This window comes from Denitratisoma oestradiolicum (assembly GCF_902813185.1).
GTDB lineage: Bacteria > Pseudomonadota > Gammaproteobacteria > Burkholderiales > Rhodocyclaceae > Denitratisoma > Denitratisoma oestradiolicum.
The window spans coordinates 1,593,116-1,608,272 of record NZ_LR778301.1 but is presented as its reverse complement, the minus strand read 5'-3'; the positions used below and the strand labels follow the sequence as shown (position 1 = coordinate 1,608,272).

General features: G+C 62.9%; 19 protein-coding genes. 6 read left to right on the top strand and 13 right to left on the bottom strand.

The genetic code is table 11. The features are described 5' to 3' along the window. The first annotated feature begins 11 nt into the window (after positions 1 to 11). From DENOEST_RS07400 to DENOEST_RS07385, 4 genes are all read left to right on the top strand, one after another. Positions 12 to 1,592, top strand: coding sequence for a methyl-accepting chemotaxis protein (locus DENOEST_RS07400; protein ID WP_145769815.1), 1,581 nt, complete (start codon positions 12 to 14; stop codon positions 1,590 to 1,592). Beyond that, the gene (locus DENOEST_RS07395) at positions 1,592 to 3,436 is read left to right on the top strand and encodes a GGDEF domain-containing protein (protein ID WP_145769814.1); all 1,845 of its coding nucleotides are present in this window, start codon (positions 1,592 to 1,594) and stop codon (positions 3,434 to 3,436) included. The genes DENOEST_RS07400 and DENOEST_RS07395 overlap by 1 nt, the downstream gene beginning before the upstream one ends. 10 nt (positions 3,437 to 3,446) lie before the next feature. Continuing rightward, positions 3,447 to 4,226, top strand: a complete 780-nt coding sequence (locus tag DENOEST_RS07390; protein WP_145769813.1) for a UDP-2,3-diacylglucosamine diphosphatase — start codon at positions 3,447 to 3,449, stop codon at positions 4,224 to 4,226. A 153-nt stretch (positions 4,227 to 4,379) separates the two neighbouring features. Further along, entirely contained in the window at positions 4,380 to 5,042 is a 663-nt protein-coding gene (locus tag DENOEST_RS07385; RefSeq protein ID WP_145769812.1) for a Crp/Fnr family transcriptional regulator, read from the top strand. 88 nt (positions 5,043 to 5,130) lie between these two features. Here the strand turns inward: DENOEST_RS07385 and DENOEST_RS07380 are convergent, their stop codons facing one another. The 3 genes from DENOEST_RS07380 to DENOEST_RS07375 form a co-directional block, all read right to left on the bottom strand. Then, positions 5,131 to 5,478 (bottom strand): HVO_A0114 family putative DNA-binding protein, encoded by a 348-nt coding sequence (locus DENOEST_RS07380; protein WP_145769811.1) that lies wholly within the window; start codon positions 5,476 to 5,478, stop codon positions 5,131 to 5,133. Further along, the gene (locus DENOEST_RS20140) at positions 5,459 to 5,653 is read right to left on the bottom strand and encodes a toxin-antitoxin system TumE family protein (RefSeq protein ID WP_232096461.1); all 195 of its coding nucleotides are present in this window, start codon (positions 5,651 to 5,653) and stop codon (positions 5,459 to 5,461) included. The genes DENOEST_RS07380 and DENOEST_RS20140 overlap by 20 nt, the downstream gene beginning before the upstream one ends. A gap of 63 nt (positions 5,654 to 5,716) precedes the next feature. Continuing rightward, entirely contained in the window at positions 5,717 to 6,124 is a 408-nt protein-coding gene (locus tag DENOEST_RS07375) for a hypothetical protein (RefSeq protein ID WP_145769810.1), read from the bottom strand. A 631-nt stretch (positions 6,125 to 6,755) separates the two neighbouring features. Between DENOEST_RS07375 and DENOEST_RS07370 the strand changes: the two genes are divergently transcribed. Further along, complete coding sequence (locus DENOEST_RS07370; RefSeq protein WP_145769809.1) at positions 6,756 to 7,484, top strand: methyltransferase; 729 nt, start codon at positions 6,756 to 6,758, stop codon at positions 7,482 to 7,484. A gap of 70 nt (positions 7,485 to 7,554) precedes the next feature. Further along, positions 7,555 to 7,752 (top strand): YgaP family membrane protein, encoded by a 198-nt coding sequence (locus tag DENOEST_RS07365; RefSeq protein WP_145769808.1) that lies wholly within the window; start codon positions 7,555 to 7,557, stop codon positions 7,750 to 7,752. 9 nt (positions 7,753 to 7,761) lie between these two features. On the opposite strand, the gene DENOEST_RS07360 is transcribed toward DENOEST_RS07365, so the two are convergent. The 10 genes from DENOEST_RS07360 to iscR are packed head-to-tail and all read right to left on the bottom strand — an operon-like array spanning position 7,762 to position 15,138. After that, entirely contained in the window at positions 7,762 to 8,547 is a 786-nt protein-coding gene (locus DENOEST_RS07360) for a TatD family hydrolase (protein ID WP_145769807.1), read from the bottom strand. 4 nt (positions 8,548 to 8,551) lie between these two features. Further along, positions 8,552 to 8,746, bottom strand: coding sequence for a Fe-S cluster assembly protein IscX (iscX, locus tag DENOEST_RS07355; protein ID WP_145769806.1), 195 nt, complete (start codon positions 8,744 to 8,746; stop codon positions 8,552 to 8,554). Beyond that, a complete protein-coding gene (gene fdx, locus DENOEST_RS07350) occupies positions 8,743 to 9,090 on the bottom strand; it encodes an ISC system 2Fe-2S type ferredoxin (RefSeq protein WP_145769805.1) in 348 nt (115 codons plus the stop codon). The genes iscX and fdx overlap by 4 nt, the downstream gene beginning before the upstream one ends. Next, positions 9,087 to 10,955 carry a Fe-S protein assembly chaperone HscA gene (hscA, locus tag DENOEST_RS07345; protein ID WP_145769804.1) on the bottom strand — a complete coding sequence of 623 codons (1,869 nt, stop codon included), beginning with the start codon at positions 10,953 to 10,955 and terminating at the stop codon, positions 9,087 to 9,089. The genes fdx and hscA overlap by 4 nt, the downstream gene beginning before the upstream one ends. Positions 10,956 to 10,962: 7 nt before the next feature. After that, entirely contained in the window at positions 10,963 to 11,505 is a 543-nt protein-coding gene (hscB, locus tag DENOEST_RS07340) for a Fe-S protein assembly co-chaperone HscB (protein ID WP_145769803.1), read from the bottom strand. Next, positions 11,505 to 11,828 (bottom strand): iron-sulfur cluster assembly protein IscA, encoded by a 324-nt coding sequence (gene iscA, locus DENOEST_RS07335; RefSeq protein WP_145769802.1) that lies wholly within the window; start codon positions 11,826 to 11,828, stop codon positions 11,505 to 11,507. Before iscA ends, hscB begins: the two co-directional genes overlap by 1 nt. Then, positions 11,829 to 12,212: a Fe-S cluster assembly scaffold IscU gene (gene iscU, locus DENOEST_RS07330; RefSeq protein WP_145769801.1), complete on the bottom strand. Its 384-nt coding sequence runs from the start codon at positions 12,210 to 12,212 to the stop codon at positions 11,829 to 11,831. It abuts the gene before it with no gap. 16 nt (positions 12,213 to 12,228) lie between these two features. Continuing rightward, positions 12,229 to 13,443: an IscS subfamily cysteine desulfurase gene (locus DENOEST_RS07325; protein WP_145769800.1), complete on the bottom strand. Its 1,215-nt coding sequence runs from the start codon at positions 13,441 to 13,443 to the stop codon at positions 12,229 to 12,231. Positions 13,444 to 13,471: 28 nt separating this feature from the next. Continuing rightward, the gene (locus DENOEST_RS07320; protein WP_145769799.1) at positions 13,472 to 14,629 is read right to left on the bottom strand and encodes a cysteine desulfurase family protein; all 1,158 of its coding nucleotides are present in this window, start codon (positions 14,627 to 14,629) and stop codon (positions 13,472 to 13,474) included. A 17-nt stretch (positions 14,630 to 14,646) separates the two neighbouring features. After that, complete coding sequence (gene iscR, locus DENOEST_RS07315) at positions 14,647 to 15,138, bottom strand: Fe-S cluster assembly transcriptional regulator IscR (RefSeq protein WP_145769798.1); 492 nt, start codon at positions 15,136 to 15,138, stop codon at positions 14,647 to 14,649. Between the last annotated feature and the right edge of the window lie 19 nt (positions 15,139 to 15,157).

Here is a 15,157-nt window from a genome sequence, read left to right as displayed (position 1 = left end):
AGACTCCCCCTATGCGCATCGTTAATCGTCTACGTCTCATCACCGTCATCGGGGGCCTCTCCATGCTGATCGTGATCGCCCTCACCGCCCTGCAACTGCATCAACTGAAGCAGGCCTTCAACGAGCACACGCGCAACGCCAACTTCATCCACAGCCTGACCAACATCAAGGCCTCGGTGCTGGCGGTGTCCCGCGTCGACCTGCTGGCCGACAGCACGCCCCGGCAACTGGAACAGACCCATGCCTTGATCGAAGCCCAATGGCCGGCCCTGGCGGCGGATCTGGCGGATCGGGCTGGCGCCGATGATGCCGTCCTGTCCAACTGGCGGGAATACCGGCGCCAGTTGCAAAGCGCCCTGAAAATATTCGCCAGCGCCCCCCAGGATGCCCTGGCGATTCCGGACCAGATCTACAACCTGCATCTGGTGCCCCTGGTGGCGAAACTCGATGAACTGGTCCAGGCCCGCACCGAGACCGCCAGCACCGGGCAAGCGCGGATCGAGGCCCAGATCGATCGTATCGTGGGCGGGGTGATCGCGCCCTTGATTCTGGCCGGGCTGGCGATCTTCCTGTTGCAGGTCCGCTTCGGCGCCGACCTCAAGGCCCAGGTGATCACCATGAAGGCGGGCGCCGCACGTCTGGCCGAAGGCGATCTTTCCCATCGTCTGCCAACAACGGCGCGGAACGAACTGGGAGAAGTCGCCGAGGCCATCAACCGCTTCGTCGCCACCTTCGAAGGCATCCTGGCCGACATCCACCAGGCCGCCGGGGCCATCCATGGTCATGCCCGCACCATCGCCAGCAGCGCCCACGAGGCCCGCTCGGGAAGCGACGAGCAGGCCCGGCGCACCGAGCAGGTGACCTCGGCCATCGGGAGTATCCGCGATGCCATCAAGGCGGTGGCTGCCAATTCAGGCAACGCGGCCGAAGCCTCGGCCAATACCCGCGCCCTCACCAGCGACGTGCGCCGCATGGGCAATGATGCCGTGGAGCGCCTGGAATTTCTCCAGCGCACCGTCGTCAATACAGCCGACCAAGTCATCTCCCTCAGCCAGGCCATCGAGCGCATCAGCCATGTCAGCGCCCTGATCAAGGACATTGCCGACCAGACCAACCTGCTGGCCCTCAATGCGGCCATCGAGGCGGCCCGGGCCGGCGAGCATGGCCGGGGCTTCGCCGTGGTGGCCGACGAGGTGCGCACCCTGTCCGAGCGCACCGCTCAATCCACCACCGAAATCAGCGGCCTGCTGAATACCCTGAACAGCATCACCCGGACTACCTCGTCCTCCATGAACGAGGTGCGCCAGGCCGCCGAAGAAGGCTGCGCCGGCAGCCTTCAGGTACTTGCCGTGCTTGCGGACATTGAAACCACCGCCACCGGGGTGGCCGAAATGATGCGCCAGATCGCCACGGCCACCGAGGGCCAATCCCAGGCCAGCGACGCCATCAGCGCCAGCGTCGAGACCCTGGCCATCACCACCGATCAGACCCGGGGGCAGATGGACGCCGCCAGCGCGGACATCCAGCAACTGGTGGGTGTGGCCGATGCCATGGGCGGACTGGTGAACCGTTTCCGTCTGGTGAGTGCCTGATGCCGGACTATCAGCCGCCGAAAACCACGGTCATGCCCTGCCTGACAAGCGCCGATCAGCAATGCCTGAGTCGCCTGATCACCGAGGAGCAGATGCTAACGCCGGTTTTCCAGCCCATCCTCGACCTGCGCACCCGCAGCTATCTCGGTTTCGAGGCCCTGATCCGGGGGCCGGAGAACAGCCCCTGGCGGATGCCAGCCGATCTGTTCAATCTGGCCGAGCGCGACGGCCGAAGCATGGAATTCTCGCGGCGTTGCCGGGAAGTGCAACTGGAGGACTTTGCCCGTCAGCATCTGCCGGGAACCTTGTTCATCAATGTCAGCGCCCGTTGCCTGGCCGACCCCCGTTTTCTCAACGGTGCCACGGCCCGGCTCCTGGAACGGCTGGAGCTCTCGCCCCATCGCATCGTCATCGAGATCACGGAAAACCAGCAGGTGGAGGACTTCTCCAGCTTCAAGGACGTGCTCTCGGCCTACCGCCGCCTGGGCTACCGGATCGCGGTGGATGATCTGGGGGAAGGCTTTTCCAACCTGCGCATGTGGTCGGAGATCCGCCCCGACTTCGTCAAGATCGACCGGCACTTCATCAGTGGCATCGCCGATGACGCGATGAAGTTCCATCTGGTCAAGGCGATGCACGAACTGGCGGAAATTTCCCAGGCCCAGTTGATCGCCGAAGGCATCGAGACCGAAGCGGAATTCGCCACGGTGCGGGATCTGGGCATCGAGTTCGGCCAGGGCTTCCTGATCGCCCGCCCGGTCACAGACCCCGAACGCACCCCCAACAAGGCGGTGAACGAACTGCTGGCACGCAATCAGCGCATCGTCTTTCCCCAGGCCACCACCACGGCCCGGACCATACGCAGCTTGATGCGGGAGGTCACACCGGTCACACCGACCACCAGCAACGAGGAACTCTATGCTCACTTCGAGGCAAATCCGGAGCTGATGGTGGTTCCAGTGGTGGAGGGCGCGGGAGTGCCCCTGGGACTGGTGAACCGCTATTCCCTGACCGACCGCTTTGCCCGCCCCTTCCGCCGGGAACTCTTCGGCAAAAAGCCCTGCACCCTGATGATGGATGCCCAGCCCCTGGTGCTGGATCATCGCATCAGCGTCCAGGAGGCCGGTCGCCTGCTGGGCCAGAGCGCCCAGCACCACATGCTGGATGGCTTCGTGATCAGCGAGGATGGCCGCTACCGAGGTATCGGCAGCACCCAGGACCTGATGGTGCTGATCACCGACATGCAGATTCGGGCGGCCCGCTACGCCAACCCCCTGACCCAGTTGCCGGGCAATGTGCCCATCAATGAACACATTGATCGGCTGCTGGAAGGCTCCGCACCCTTCATCGCCTGCTATTGCGACATCGACAATTTCAAGCCCTACAACGACGCCTATGGCTATCGCCGGGGCGACGAGATCATCCAGTACCTGGGGGGCCTGCTATCGCGCCATTGCGATCACCGGCTGGATTTTCTCGGCCATGTGGGCGGCGACGACTTCGTGCTGCTGCTGCAACAGTCTCAATGGCTGAAAAGCCTGGAAACCGTGGTGGCGGAATTCCAGCGGGGCATGGATGCCTTTCTTTCCGCCGAGCATTTGGGCCTGGGCGGCTACTGGGGCGAAGACCGGAAGGGGCAGGCGATCTTTCATCTGCCTCCGGGTCTGTCCATCGGCTGCGTTCCCGTAGGCCCCGGGGAATTCCACAGCCACCATGAAGTCTCCGCCTCCATGTCCCAGGCCAAGAAGCAGGCCAAGAAGAAACACGGTGGTCAGCATCTGTTCATCGAACGCCGCCAGACGCGCCCCTCCCCGGTGACTGGGGCGCTCCCACTCACAAATTGATCGAGACGCCATGCCCCAGGTACGCACGGTTTTCATCTCCGACCTTCATCTCGGCACCCGGGCCTGTCAGGCCGAACGCCTGCTGGAGTTCCTGCGGGAATACCCGGCCGATATCCTCTATCTGGTGGGTGACATCGTGGATTTCTGGGCCATGAGCCGCAGCATCGCCTGGAACAGCGCCCAGAACACCGTGGTGCAGAAGGTGCTGCGCCGGGCACGGCACGGGGAAGCGGTGTTCCTGATTCCGGGCAACCACGACGAAGCATTGCGGGAATACGTGGGCATGTCCTTCGGTGATATCCAGGTGGTCCATGAGCATGTGCACACGGCCCTGGACGGGCGCCGCTATCTGGTCACCCATGGGGACGAGTTCGACCAGGTGACCCGCTACCATCGCTGGGTGGCGATCCTCGGCGATGTCTTCTACAACCTGCTGGTGCGCACCAATGGCTGGATTTCCTGGCTGCGCCGCCGCCTGGGCCGGCCGGGCTACTGGTCCCTGGCGGGCTATGCCAAACGCCGGATCAAGACCGCCGTCAGCTTCATCTTCGACTTCGAGGACTCGGTGGTCCACACCGCCCGGGAGCGGGGCATGGACGGGGTGATCTGCGGCCATATCCACTGGGCCGCCATCAAGGAAGTGGAGGGTCTGCGTTACATCAACTGCGGCGACTGGGTGGATAGCTGCACCGCCATCGTCGAGCACATGAACGGCCGCATGGAACTGATCCACTGGAACGGAGCCGATCAACCGGAGGCACAGGATATGGCGGAGAAAATCCCGGCCTGAACCCCAGGGCAATCCCATATAAACCGTCGTCCCGGCGCAGGCCGGGACCCGGTTTGCGCACCAAAAACCTGGATTCCGGCCTGCGCCGGAATGACGGGGGAACCTAATTCCACGGGACATGGAAAGCGCTCCAATCCATGTCATCATCCGGCCATGACCACCCCAGCCCACGACACCATCGCATCCCTCTACCCGGTCTTCGCCGAGCTGCCCGAACCCCTGCGCCAGTCCTGCCTGACGGCTGCCCAGGAGCTGAGCGTGCCGGCCGGCACCACCCTCTTCGACGCGGGCCAGCCCTGCCCGGGTTTTCCCCTGGTCCTCGCCGGCTCGGTGCGGGTGGTCAAGTCCGCCGCCAACGGGCGGGAGCTGCCTCTGTACCGGATCTTCCCCGGCGAGTCCTGCATCATCAGTTCCGGCTGCCTGCTGGGCCACCAGCCCTATACGGCCCGGGGCGTGAGCGAGGGCGAGACCCGCCTGCTGCTGCTGCCCGCCGTCCTGTTCGAGCAACTGATGGCGGTGCCCGCCTTCCGCGCCTTTGTCTTCGACCTCTTCGCCGAGCGCATGGCGGACCTGATGACCCTGGTGGAGGAAGTGGCCTTCCGCAAACTGGACCAGCGCCTGGCCGACCTGCTGCTGGGCCACGGCCGCGTCCTCTATCGCACCCACCAGCAACTGGCCGACGAACTGGGCAGCGTGCGGGAAATGGTGAGCCGGCTGCTCAAGGGTTTCGCCGAACAGGGCCTGGTCCGCCTGGGCCGGGAACAGATCGAGATCCTCGACCCGGAAGGCCTGCGCCGCATCTCCGGCCCCCGCTGAGGGGGATGCCCAAACCCGGGCCGGGCGCGGGCGGCGGAGCATATGGTCAATTGTTGCTTAGGGAATCGGAAGCGGGTTCATGAACGTTCTATGCGGCCTGTAACAGAAACTCGACCTTCACGGCCTCAAACGGAAAGAGAATCTGGCCGTCCTCTGTGCGGACAAGCACACCAGCGTTTAGCAAAGCCATTACATCGCCGTGAACAGCCTTTACGTCTCGGCCAACGCGACGAGCAACCTCACGAATTGATACTGGACCGGCCCCACACAATGCCTTCAAGAGCTCCCACCGCTTTTCGGTAAGTACCTTCCAGAGCAGTTCGGGAGTGGCAAAGCTAATGCGGGCGGATCGTTGCGGCTTGCCCGTTTTCCAGGCCTGAATGAAGTCCGCCATCGCGTCAGAGGGCGGGCGAACGTCAAGAGTCACAGTTTTCATCGTTCCACCTCTCAATGTCACGTTGGAAGTCGGCAATCAATTGCTCCGGGGTTGTGAAGGTGTAGGTGCTTTCAATTCCACCAACATGTCGATGATCACCTTTCCCCACCTCATTGTCGTAACGGAAAACGCATTCGCCACGAACTACATAGGCGAGCCGATACTTGAAGCTCATTTAAAGATTAGCGGAAACCGTGGTCTGTCGCCTGCTTATCAGGTCTTGGGCTGTGCTTGCTTTTCACTTTCTGATTTCTATACGAAGAGCGGCGGGCGAATTAACTTGAACTACAACCTCACCATCGCTCCCAACTTCAGCATCGGCCCAACATTCTGCAAACCCACCGGTCTGACCAGGGACCAAACATCTGGCATGTGGAGATTTTCCACGGCCGTGCTCAGACTTCGAAATACGAACCTCGTATTGCTGTCCGACGGCCTTCCATGCGGACTCTGGCATGTCTTTGAAATAGGGCTTACTTGTCTTGATTCGATGATAGGCCAACCCAAGGCTAAGAAAGAGGCTCAGAATTTTTAGCGCTTTGAACACTGGGCTACCGTAAAAAGTGTCGATGACTGCTGCGATCGTTGCAATTGCCACTGATGCCAGCAGTGCAACATCTTCACTCTCAAAATCGGATAGAGCCATATAGAGACTTAACGAATGAAGTGTCCGGCATACTCCAATATCCACATCTGAAAAACGTCGGCCAGATATGGCAAATGTTTTCCAGAGGTAGCCAAATAGAATTTTCCATATCCATCCTTTGGGCGCGTGGAAAGACCTTGCGTTCAGGGCCGGAAATTTCGCCGAAGCATATCAGACCCCCGCAGGGTTCATGCCTACGCAATACGCTCGGTGCCCTGCCCCTTCTGACCCGCCGACCGGAGGAAGTCACGGCGGGGGATTTTCGGCGGCTATGTTTGAGCCGCAGGCGAGTTTAGCCGCCGGCCCGACGGGGCTTCTGGAGGGAGGGGAGCCCGCAGGGCCGGGGCGGTAGGGCGCGACGGCGAGCCGTCGTGCTGGCGCAATCGAAGTGCCCACCCCCGTCCCCGCCCCACGGGCGGGGTGACTGGTTACCTCCCCCGCCTGGCGGGGGAGGATAGGTGGGGGTGCGCTACCTGGGCCATGGGCGAGGGCATCGCCCCTCGCCCGCCGGGGCGAGTCCCGGCTCCCAACCAGAACTCGGCCCTGGCTGCATCCCTCGGGGCATCGCCAATGCCAGACTGTTTTACTCAGGTTAAAATACACCCCCGATCACAACCACCCTCCCCACCCCATGCTTGCGGAGATTCAATCAGGACGACTGCCCAAGGGTCTTTCCAATCTGCTCTCGCCCTTTGCGATCGACGCCCACGCAGCCCACATCCAGTCCCTGGATCGCCTGGCCCACTATCAGGTCTGCGGCCTGGAGATCGAGGCGGCGCCGGGGCTGTACCACCCCCATGCCACCTCCAGCAGCCATTTCACCCTGCGCACCCTGCTGCGGGAGAATCGCAGCCTGGGCCATCTGCTGGAGCTGGGCTGCGGCACCGGTGTGCTGAGCCTCGCCCTGCTGCATCAGTCCCTGGCCGAGCAGGCCGTGATGTTGGATATCAGTGCCGAGGCCATCAGAACCAGCGCCAGCAATGCGCGCAAAGCGGGGCTGGAGCAGCGCACGCGCATCCTTCAGGGCGATCTGTTCGAGCCAGTGGGGGGCGAAACCTTCGATACGGTGTTGTTCAACCTGCCCCTGATGCACACGGCCCACCATGGCTCCACCCACCAGGCCCTGGACGATACGGCAGGGGGGCTCGCCGAGCGTTTCTTTCAGGACCTTCCACGCTATCTCAAGCCCGGTGGTGCCGCCTATTTTTCCTACTCGAATATTTGCGACGAGTCCCTGCTCGCCGATTTCAGCCATCGCCATCCGGTGGAGCTGGTGGCCGCCGAGTGGGTGGTAAGTTCCGGCTTCTGGCTGATGGTCTATCGTGCCGACGCGCCCACCATGACCACCCGCCCTGGGTGACATTGGTTACAGACCGGCGCGGCAGGCCGTGGTCAAATTCTTGCGTCATCAACCCGAAGGAGATTCCAGCATGAAACTGAATGTCGGCGGTATCGATCGTGTTCTGCGCATTTTGGCCGGTCTGGCCCTGCTCGCCTGGGCGCTGATGGGCGGCCCGGTGTGGGCCTGGATTGGCGTGGTCCCCCTGGCCACCGGCCTGGTGGGTTTTTGCCCGGCCTACCCCCTGCTGGGCATCAACACCTGCCCCATGAACAAGGCGGAAAAGTAAGCCGGAGACTCACACGGTATCCGTAAGGCCCGGCAGGGCCTTACGGACGTTAAGGGAGGTGGCTGCGGCCACCTCTCTTGCGTTCACCTGGCGCAGTTGGGCCAGGACTGCGGCGATCCGGGGCAGTTGCGCCGGTTCGTTGCGCCCTCTCCCCAGCCACTCGGGAGGAATGTCCGGCGCATCGGTTTCCAGCACCAGAGCCTCCAGGGGCAGGCTGGCCGCCAGTTCGCGGATGCGCAGGGCGCGGGGATGGGTCATGGCCCCGCCGAAGCCCAGCTTGAAACCCAGCCTGATGAATTCCTCCGCCTGCTGGCGGCTGCCGTTGAAGGCGTGGGCGATGCCCCCCCGCACGGGGATGCGGCGTAACTGTTTGAGCACCGGATCGATGGCCCGGCGTACATGAAGGATCACCGGCAGACCCGCGTCCCGGGCGATCTTCAGTTGCTCGACAAAAAAGAATTCCTGGCGGGCGTCGTCCCGGGGTTCGACAAAGCGGTCCAGACCGATTTCGCCCACGGCCACGGCCGGCTCCCGTTCCAGGGTCTGCCTGAGCACGTCGAGGTCTTCCTCCCGGGCACGATCCACATACATCGGGTGGATGCCGTAGGCGGGACGACATTCGGGATATTCCCGGCACAGGGCGCTGACAGCGCCGAAATTCGCCCGCTCCACGGCGGGCACCACCAGGGTGGTCACGCCCGCCTCCCGCGCCCGGGCCAGCATTGCCGGCCGGTCCGGATCGAACTCGGCGGCGTCCAGATGACAGTGGCTGTCTATCAGGGGGCCGCCATCCATGCCTTCAGGACTGCTCGTCGATCCAGGCCTGCTGGATGGCTTCCAGTTGCTTCTCGCCGCAGTGCCGCTGGTCTTCCTCGAAGCCCGGCAGTTCCATCACCCAGCGCATCAGGTCCACAAAGTTGATACGGGTGGGGTCCACATCGGGGTGGCGCTCGATCAGTTCAATCGCGACATCCAGGGAATCGGTCCATTTCATTTCCTGCCTCCCCCTTCCTTGGCCATGTTGATGGTGTATTTGGGAATCTCGATCACCAGGGGGGTTTCCTTGATCACCGCCTGGCAGGACAGGCGCGAGTTGGGTTCCAGGCCCCAGGCCTTGTCCAGCAGGTCATCCTCTTCCTCCTCGGAAGGGTCCAGGGAGTTGAAGCCCTCCCGAACGACCACATGGCAGGTGGTGCAGGCGCAGGACTGCTCGCAGGCATGCTCGATGAGAATGTCGTTTTCCAGCAGGGTCTCGCAGATCGTGCTGCCGGGTTCCCCCTCGATCACGGCCCCTTCGGGGCAGAGTTCCTGATGGGGCAATACGATGATCTGCGTCATGAGCCCAGTTCCTCCACCTTGCGGCCGGACAGGGCCCGCTGCACGTTCTGGTTCATGCGCCGGGCAGCGAACTCCGCGGTGGCCTTGCTCAGGGCCTCCATGGCCGAGTCGATGGCGCGCTTGTTGTCGCCGATGATTACCGCCTGGAGCCGGGTGACACAGGAATCCACATGGGCCAGCTCCAGGGTGGAGAGCAGATCGGCATCCTCCCGCAGGGCCGACTGGGTGGCTTCCAGCAGGCGCTGGGCCTCCACCTGGGCTTCCCGCAGGACGCGGCGGAAGGCGTCTTCCGAGGCGTGACTGTAGCCATCCTTGAGCATGGCGGCGATCTCGTCGTCGGACAGGCCGTAGGAAGGCTTGACCTCGATGCGCGCCTCGTGGCCGGTGGTCTGTTCCCGTGCGCTGACAGAGAGCAGGCCATCCGCATCCACCTGGAAGGAAACCCGGATGCGGGGCGCTCCGGCCACCATGGGCGGGATGCCGCGCAATTCGAAACGGGCCAGGGAACGGCAGTCGGAGACCATCTCCCGCTCCCCCTGGACCACATGAACCGCCAGGGCCGTCTGTCCATCCTTGAAGGTGGTGAATTCCTGGGCCCGGGCCACGGGAATGGTGGAATTGCGGGGAATGATCTTCTCGGTGAGTCCCCCCATGGTCTCGATACCCAGGGACAGGGGGATCACATCCAGCAGCAGCCAATCGTCGTCGGCAGCCCGGTTGCCGGCCAGCAGGTTGGCCTGGGTGGCGGCTCCCAGTGCCACCACTTTGTCCGGGTCCAGATTGTTCAGGGGCTCCTGACCGAAGAAATCGCCCACAGCCCGCTGGATCTGGGGCATGCGGGTGGAGCCGCCCACCATGACCACGCCCTTCACCTCATCCACAGACAACTTGGCATCCCGCAGGGCCTTGCGCATCGGTGCGATGGTCTTCTGCACCAGGGTGCGGGTGATCTCGGTGAATACCTCGGTGGTAAGAGTCACGTCCACATATTCGCCGCTGCTCAACTTGACGGTGATGGGGGCGGCACCGTGGTTGGTGAGATATTCCTTGGCTTCCCGGGCCCGGGTCAGGAGCAGACGGGAATCGCTGTGGGAAAGGGGCGCCAGGCCGGCCTGCTCGATGATCCAGCAGAACACCCGCTGGTCGAAATCGTCGCCTCCCAGGGCGGAATCGCCGCCGGTAGCCAGTACCTCGAACACGCCCTTGGACAAGCGCAGGATGGAAATATCGAAGGTGCCACCACCCAGATCGTAGACCGCGTAGAGGCCCTCGGAACCATTGTCCAGGCCGTAGGCAATGGCGGCGGCAGTGGGCTCGTTGAGCAGACGCAGCACGTTGAGACCGGCCAGCCGGGCCGCATCCTTGGTGGCCTGGCGCTGGGCGTCGTCGAAATAGGCAGGCACGGTGATGACGGCACCGGACAGCGCCCCGCCCAATGCCGCCTCGGCCCGCAGGCGCAGGGTGCGCAGGATTTCCGCGGAGACCTCCACCGGACTCTTGATGCCCTGGGCGGTGCGCACCCGGACCATGCCATCGCTATCCACGAAATCGTAGGGCATGGTTTCGATATGGGCGATGTCCCGCCGCCCGCGCCCCATGAAGCGCTTGACTGACACCAGGGTGTTCTTGGGGTCCACGGCCTGGCCGGCCTGGGCCTCGAAGCCCACGATGACTTCACCGTCGGCACCGTAGTGCACCACGGAGGGCAGCAGGGAGCGGCCGAGTTCATCCTTGAGGATGCCCGCCATGCCGCTACGGACGGTAGCCACCAGGGAATTGGTGGTACCCAGGTCGATACCGACGGCCAGCCGGTGCTCGTGGGGCGCCGTCGATTGCCCCGGTTCGGAGATTTGCAGTAGTGCCATGATGTACTCAGGCCCCGATGGTCTCGAGGGCTTGGTCGATTTCGTGTAACAGTTTTTCCTGGAACATCAACTGACGCACCCGTGCTCCGGCGTCGGCATAGTCCTTGTGGGTATCCAGCGACTGGCTCAGGGCCTGGTACTGGGTCTTCATCTCTCTCCGCAAACGGGCATGAAGCTCTTCCAGCCCCTCCTGGTCACCATCATTCCGGGCCTCCTCCACGGCTTCACGCCATTCCATCTGACTGATCAGGAATTCGGGCGCCATGGCGGTATTGTTTTCCACCTGGGGATCGTGGCCGGCCAGGAGCAGCATGTAATGGGCCCGCGCCAGGGGGCTCTTCAAAACCTGGTAGGCCTCGTTGACCCGGGTGGCCCACTGCATCGCCAGCCTGCGGTCGGCATCGGGAAGATGGGCATGCTTGTCGGGATGCACCCGATGCTGGATCTCCAGATAGCGCCGATCCAGTTCCTCCATGTCCAGGGCGAAGACGCAGCGCAATCCCAACAGGGAAAAATGGTCGTCGCTGAGTTTGATGTCCGTGCTGTTCATCAAACCTGGAAGCTCTCGCCGCAGCCGCACTGATCCTTCACGTTGGGATTGTTGAACTTGAAGCCTTCGTTCAGGCCTTCCCGTGCGTAGTCCAGTTCGGTGCCGTCCAGGTAAGGCAGGCTCTTGGGATCCACCAGCACCTTGAGTCCCTGGCTCTCGAAGACCAGATCCCCCTCATTGGCGGTATCGGCAAATTCCAGCTTGTAAGCCATGCCGGAACAACCGGAAGTCTTGACCCCGAGGCGAACCCCGATGCCCTTGCCGCGCTTGGCGATGAAGGACGAAACATGCTGGGCAGCACTTTCGGTCATGGTGATCATCATTCAGGCCTCCTGCTTCTTCTTGTAATCCGCCACGGCCGCCTTGATGGCGTCCTCGGCCAGGATGGAGCAGTGTATCTTCACCGGCGGCAGGGCCAGTTCCTCGGCGATCTGGGTGTTCTTGATATCCAGTGCCTGATCCACTGTCTTGCCCTTGACCCATTCGGTCACCAGAGAGGAAGAAGCGATGGCCGAGCCGCAGCCATAGGTCTTGAACTTGGCATCCTCAATGATACCGTTCTGGCCCACCTTGATTTGCAATTTCATTACGTCGCCGCAGGCCGGGGCGCCCACCATACCGGTGCCCACGCCCTCATCCTCCTTGGCGAAGGAACCCACGTTGCGAGGGTGCTCGTAGTGATCGATGACTTTTTCGCTGTATGACATGGTGTTTCTCCTTGAATCAGTGGGCAGCCCATTGAACTGTATTGAGGTCAATGCCGTCCTTGTACATTTCCCACAGGGGCGAAAGCTCCCGCAGCTTGGCCAGTTTGTCCTGAAGCAGCTTCACGGTGTAGTCGATTTCCTCTTCCGTGGTGAAGCGGCCCAGGCTGAAACGGATGGAACTGTGGGCCAGTTCGTCGGAGCGGCCCAGGGCCCGCAGCACATAGGAAGGCTCCAGGGAAGCCGAGGTGCAGGCGGAACCCGAGGACACGGCCACATCCTTGATGGCCATGATCAGGGATTCGCCTTCCACGTAATTGAAGCTGATGTTCAGATTGTGGGCCACCCGTTGTTCCAGATCACCATTCACATAGACCTCCTCAATGGTCTGCAGGCCTTTCAGCAAACGGTCCCGCAGGGTGCGGACGCGCTCGTTCTCGGTGGCCATTTCCTCCCGCGCCAGGCGAAAAGCCTCGCCCATGCCGACGATCTGATGGGGGGCCAGGGTGCCGGAGCGCAGGCCCCGCTCATGGCCGCCGCCGTGCATCTGGGCTTCCAGGCGAATGCGGGGCTTGCGCCGGACATAGAGGGCGCCAATGCCCTTGGGGCCATAGGTTTTGTGGGCCGAGAAGGACATCAAATCCACCTTCAGGGCTTGCAGGTCGATGGGCATCTTGCCCGTAGCCTGGGCCGCGTCCACATGGAAGATCACGCCCTTCTCGCGGCAGATCTCGCCCAGTTCGGCAATGGGCTGGATCACCCCGATCTCGTTGTTCACCAGCATTACCGAGGCCAGCACGGTATCGGGACGCAGGGCCTGGCGGAACTGATCCAGGGTGACCAGTCCGTCCTCGCCGGGTTGCAGGTAGGTGGCCTCGAAACCCAGGCGTTCCAGTTCCTTCACGGTATCGAGCACGGCCTTGTGTTCCGTGGCCACGGTGACGATGTGCTTGCCCTTGGTGGCGCCGTAGAAATGGGCCGCTCCCTTGATCGCCAGGTTGTTGGACTCCGTCGCCCCCGAAGTCCAGATGATGTCCTTGGGGTCAGCATTGACCAGAGCAGCCACCTGTTCCCTGGCCTCTTCCACGGCCTTTTCGGTCTCCCAGCCATAGGCGTGGGAACGGGAAGCGGGGTTGCCGAATTTTTCGGTCAGGTAGGGAATCATCTTCTCGGCAACCCGGGGATCCACCGGCGTGGTGGCCGAGTAGTCAAGATAGATCGGGAACTTCAGCATTTCATCACTCCATCAGATTGCGGCCGCCTCAAGCGGAGATGGCCGTCAGGTTCAACAGTTGTTCTTTCAGGGCCGCCAGGGCCGCCAGGAAACCCAGGACCTGGGCCTCCGTATTGGCGCCGCCCAGACTGATCCGCACCGCGCCCCTGGCCAGTTCGGGACTCACTCCCATGGCCAGCAGGGTCGCCGACGGCTCATGGCTGGCGCTGGAGCAGGCGGTACCGCTGCCCACCGCGTAGCCGGCCCGGTCCAGGCGACCCACCAGGGTCTCGCCATCCAGGTCGGGAATGGCGAAATATACGGTGTTCGATACTCTTTCCGCAGCCCGTCCGAAGACCCGTGCTCCCAGCGCCACCAGACCTTCCACCAGTTGATCCCGCAGAAAGCCCAGACGCTGGTTCCTGAGTTCCATATCGGCCACCGCCAGTTCGCAGGCGATGCCGAAACCCACCATCGCCGCCACGTTCTCGGTGCCGCAGCGCAAGCCTCGCTCCTGCCCGCCGCCGACGATCAGGGGCGACAGTTCCAATCGCTTGTCCACCACCAGGGCACCGATGCCTTTGGGACCATGAATCTTGTGGGCCGATACGGTCATGGCATGGACCCCGGCACCGTTCAGTTGGCGAAAGTTCAGGGGTAGCCGGCCCAGGGCCTGCACCGCATCGGTATGAAACCAGGTGCGGATGGCGCGGGCCTGATCGGCCAGGGCCGGCACGTCCTGAATCACCCCGGTTTCGTTGTTCACCAGCATCACCGAGGTCAGGGCGGGCCGGTCTTCCAGGGCGCTGGAAAAATCAGACTTATCCACCCGGCCGTTTCCATCCACCGCCAATTCCCTCCGGCGCCAGCCCTGGCGGGCCAGTTGCCGGGCAGGCTCCCGCAGGCTGGGATGTTCCATGGCAGAAATGGCCATCAGGCCGGGCTTCATGGCCAGGGCGGCACCCTTCAGGAAAAGATTGTTGCTCTCCGTTCCGCCGCTGGTAAACACCAGCTCCGTGGGGTGTGCCCCCAAGGTCTCCGCCACCCGCTGCCGGGCCTCATCCATGGCCTTGAGCGCCCCGCGGCCATATTCATGGCGGCTCGACGGGTTGCCATAGCAGGACGAAAAATACGGGGCCATGGCATCCATCACCGCCGGGGCGACCGGAGTGGTGGCGTTGTGATCCATGTAGACGGGTTCGAACACGGGTTCCAATCCGGGGTTCAGGCGGCGACGCGGATTTCAGTCCGGCGGGTCACGCGACGGGCGGGCCGTTGGTCCTGCATCACGGCCGCAACCACGCCAGTCTCACCCCGTTGCTCCTGCACCAGGGACTCCAGGGTGACGCTGGCCAGATAGTCGTACATCTTGCGGTTCAGGTTGGTCCACAGATTGTGGGTCATGCAGGGCTTGTTATTGATGCAGTCGCCCCGCCCACCACATTGGGTGGCATCCAGCACCTCATCCACGGCCCGGATCACGTCGGCGACGGAGATGCTATCCATCTCCCGGGCCAGGCAGTAGCCGCCACCAGGACCACGGACACTGGTCACCAGCTTGTGGCGGCGTAGTTTGCCAAACAACTGCTCCAGGTAGGATAGGGAAATCTTCTGTCGCTCACTGATCCCGGCCAGGGTCACCGGACCTTCATGCTGGCGCAGCGCCAAATCGATCATCGCGGTTACAGCGAAACGTCCTTTGGTTGTCAATCTCATGGAACACCTCTGCTTGTCT

Excerpts from the sequence above, each read along its gene's own strand:
- DENOEST_RS07400 (WP_145769815.1), top strand. The coding sequence starts at position 12 with ATGCGCATCGTTAATCGTCTACGTCTCATCACCGTCATCGGGGGCCTC.
- DENOEST_RS07395 (WP_145769814.1), top strand. The coding sequence starts at position 1,592 with ATGCCGGACTATCAGCCGCCGAAAACCACGGTCATGCCCTGCCTGACA.
- DENOEST_RS07390 (WP_145769813.1), top strand. The coding sequence starts at position 3,447 with ATGCCCCAGGTACGCACGGTTTTCATCTCCGACCTTCATCTCGGCACC.
- DENOEST_RS07385 (WP_145769812.1), top strand. The coding sequence starts at position 4,380 with ATGACCACCCCAGCCCACGACACCATCGCATCCCTCTACCCGGTCTTC.
- DENOEST_RS07380 (WP_145769811.1), bottom strand. The coding sequence starts at position 5,478 with ATGAAAACTGTGACTCTTGACGTTCGCCCGCCCTCTGACGCGATGGCG.
- DENOEST_RS20140 (WP_232096461.1), bottom strand. The coding sequence starts at position 5,653 with ATGAGCTTCAAGTATCGGCTCGCCTATGTAGTTCGTGGCGAATGCGTT.
- DENOEST_RS07375 (WP_145769810.1), bottom strand. The coding sequence starts at position 6,124 with ATGGCTCTATCCGATTTTGAGAGTGAAGATGTTGCACTGCTGGCATCA.
- DENOEST_RS07370 (WP_145769809.1), top strand. The coding sequence starts at position 6,756 with ATGCTTGCGGAGATTCAATCAGGACGACTGCCCAAGGGTCTTTCCAAT.
- DENOEST_RS07365 (WP_145769808.1), top strand. The coding sequence starts at position 7,555 with ATGAAACTGAATGTCGGCGGTATCGATCGTGTTCTGCGCATTTTGGCC.
- DENOEST_RS07360 (WP_145769807.1), bottom strand. The coding sequence starts at position 8,547 with ATGGATGGCGGCCCCCTGATAGACAGCCACTGTCATCTGGACGCCGCC.
- iscX (WP_145769806.1), bottom strand. The coding sequence starts at position 8,746 with ATGAAATGGACCGATTCCCTGGATGTCGCGATTGAACTGATCGAGCGC.
- fdx (WP_145769805.1), bottom strand. The coding sequence starts at position 9,090 with ATGACGCAGATCATCGTATTGCCCCATCAGGAACTCTGCCCCGAAGGG.
- hscA (WP_145769804.1), bottom strand. The coding sequence starts at position 10,955 with ATGGCACTACTGCAAATCTCCGAACCGGGGCAATCGACGGCGCCCCAC.
- hscB (WP_145769803.1), bottom strand. The coding sequence starts at position 11,505 with ATGAACAGCACGGACATCAAACTCAGCGACGACCATTTTTCCCTGTTG.
- iscA (WP_145769802.1), bottom strand. The coding sequence starts at position 11,828 with ATGATGATCACCATGACCGAAAGTGCTGCCCAGCATGTTTCGTCCTTC.
- iscU (WP_145769801.1), bottom strand. The coding sequence starts at position 12,212 with ATGTCATACAGCGAAAAAGTCATCGATCACTACGAGCACCCTCGCAAC.
- DENOEST_RS07325 (WP_145769800.1), bottom strand. The coding sequence starts at position 13,443 with ATGCTGAAGTTCCCGATCTATCTTGACTACTCGGCCACCACGCCGGTG.
- iscR (WP_145769798.1), bottom strand. The coding sequence starts at position 15,138 with ATGAGATTGACAACCAAAGGACGTTTCGCTGTAACCGCGATGATCGAT.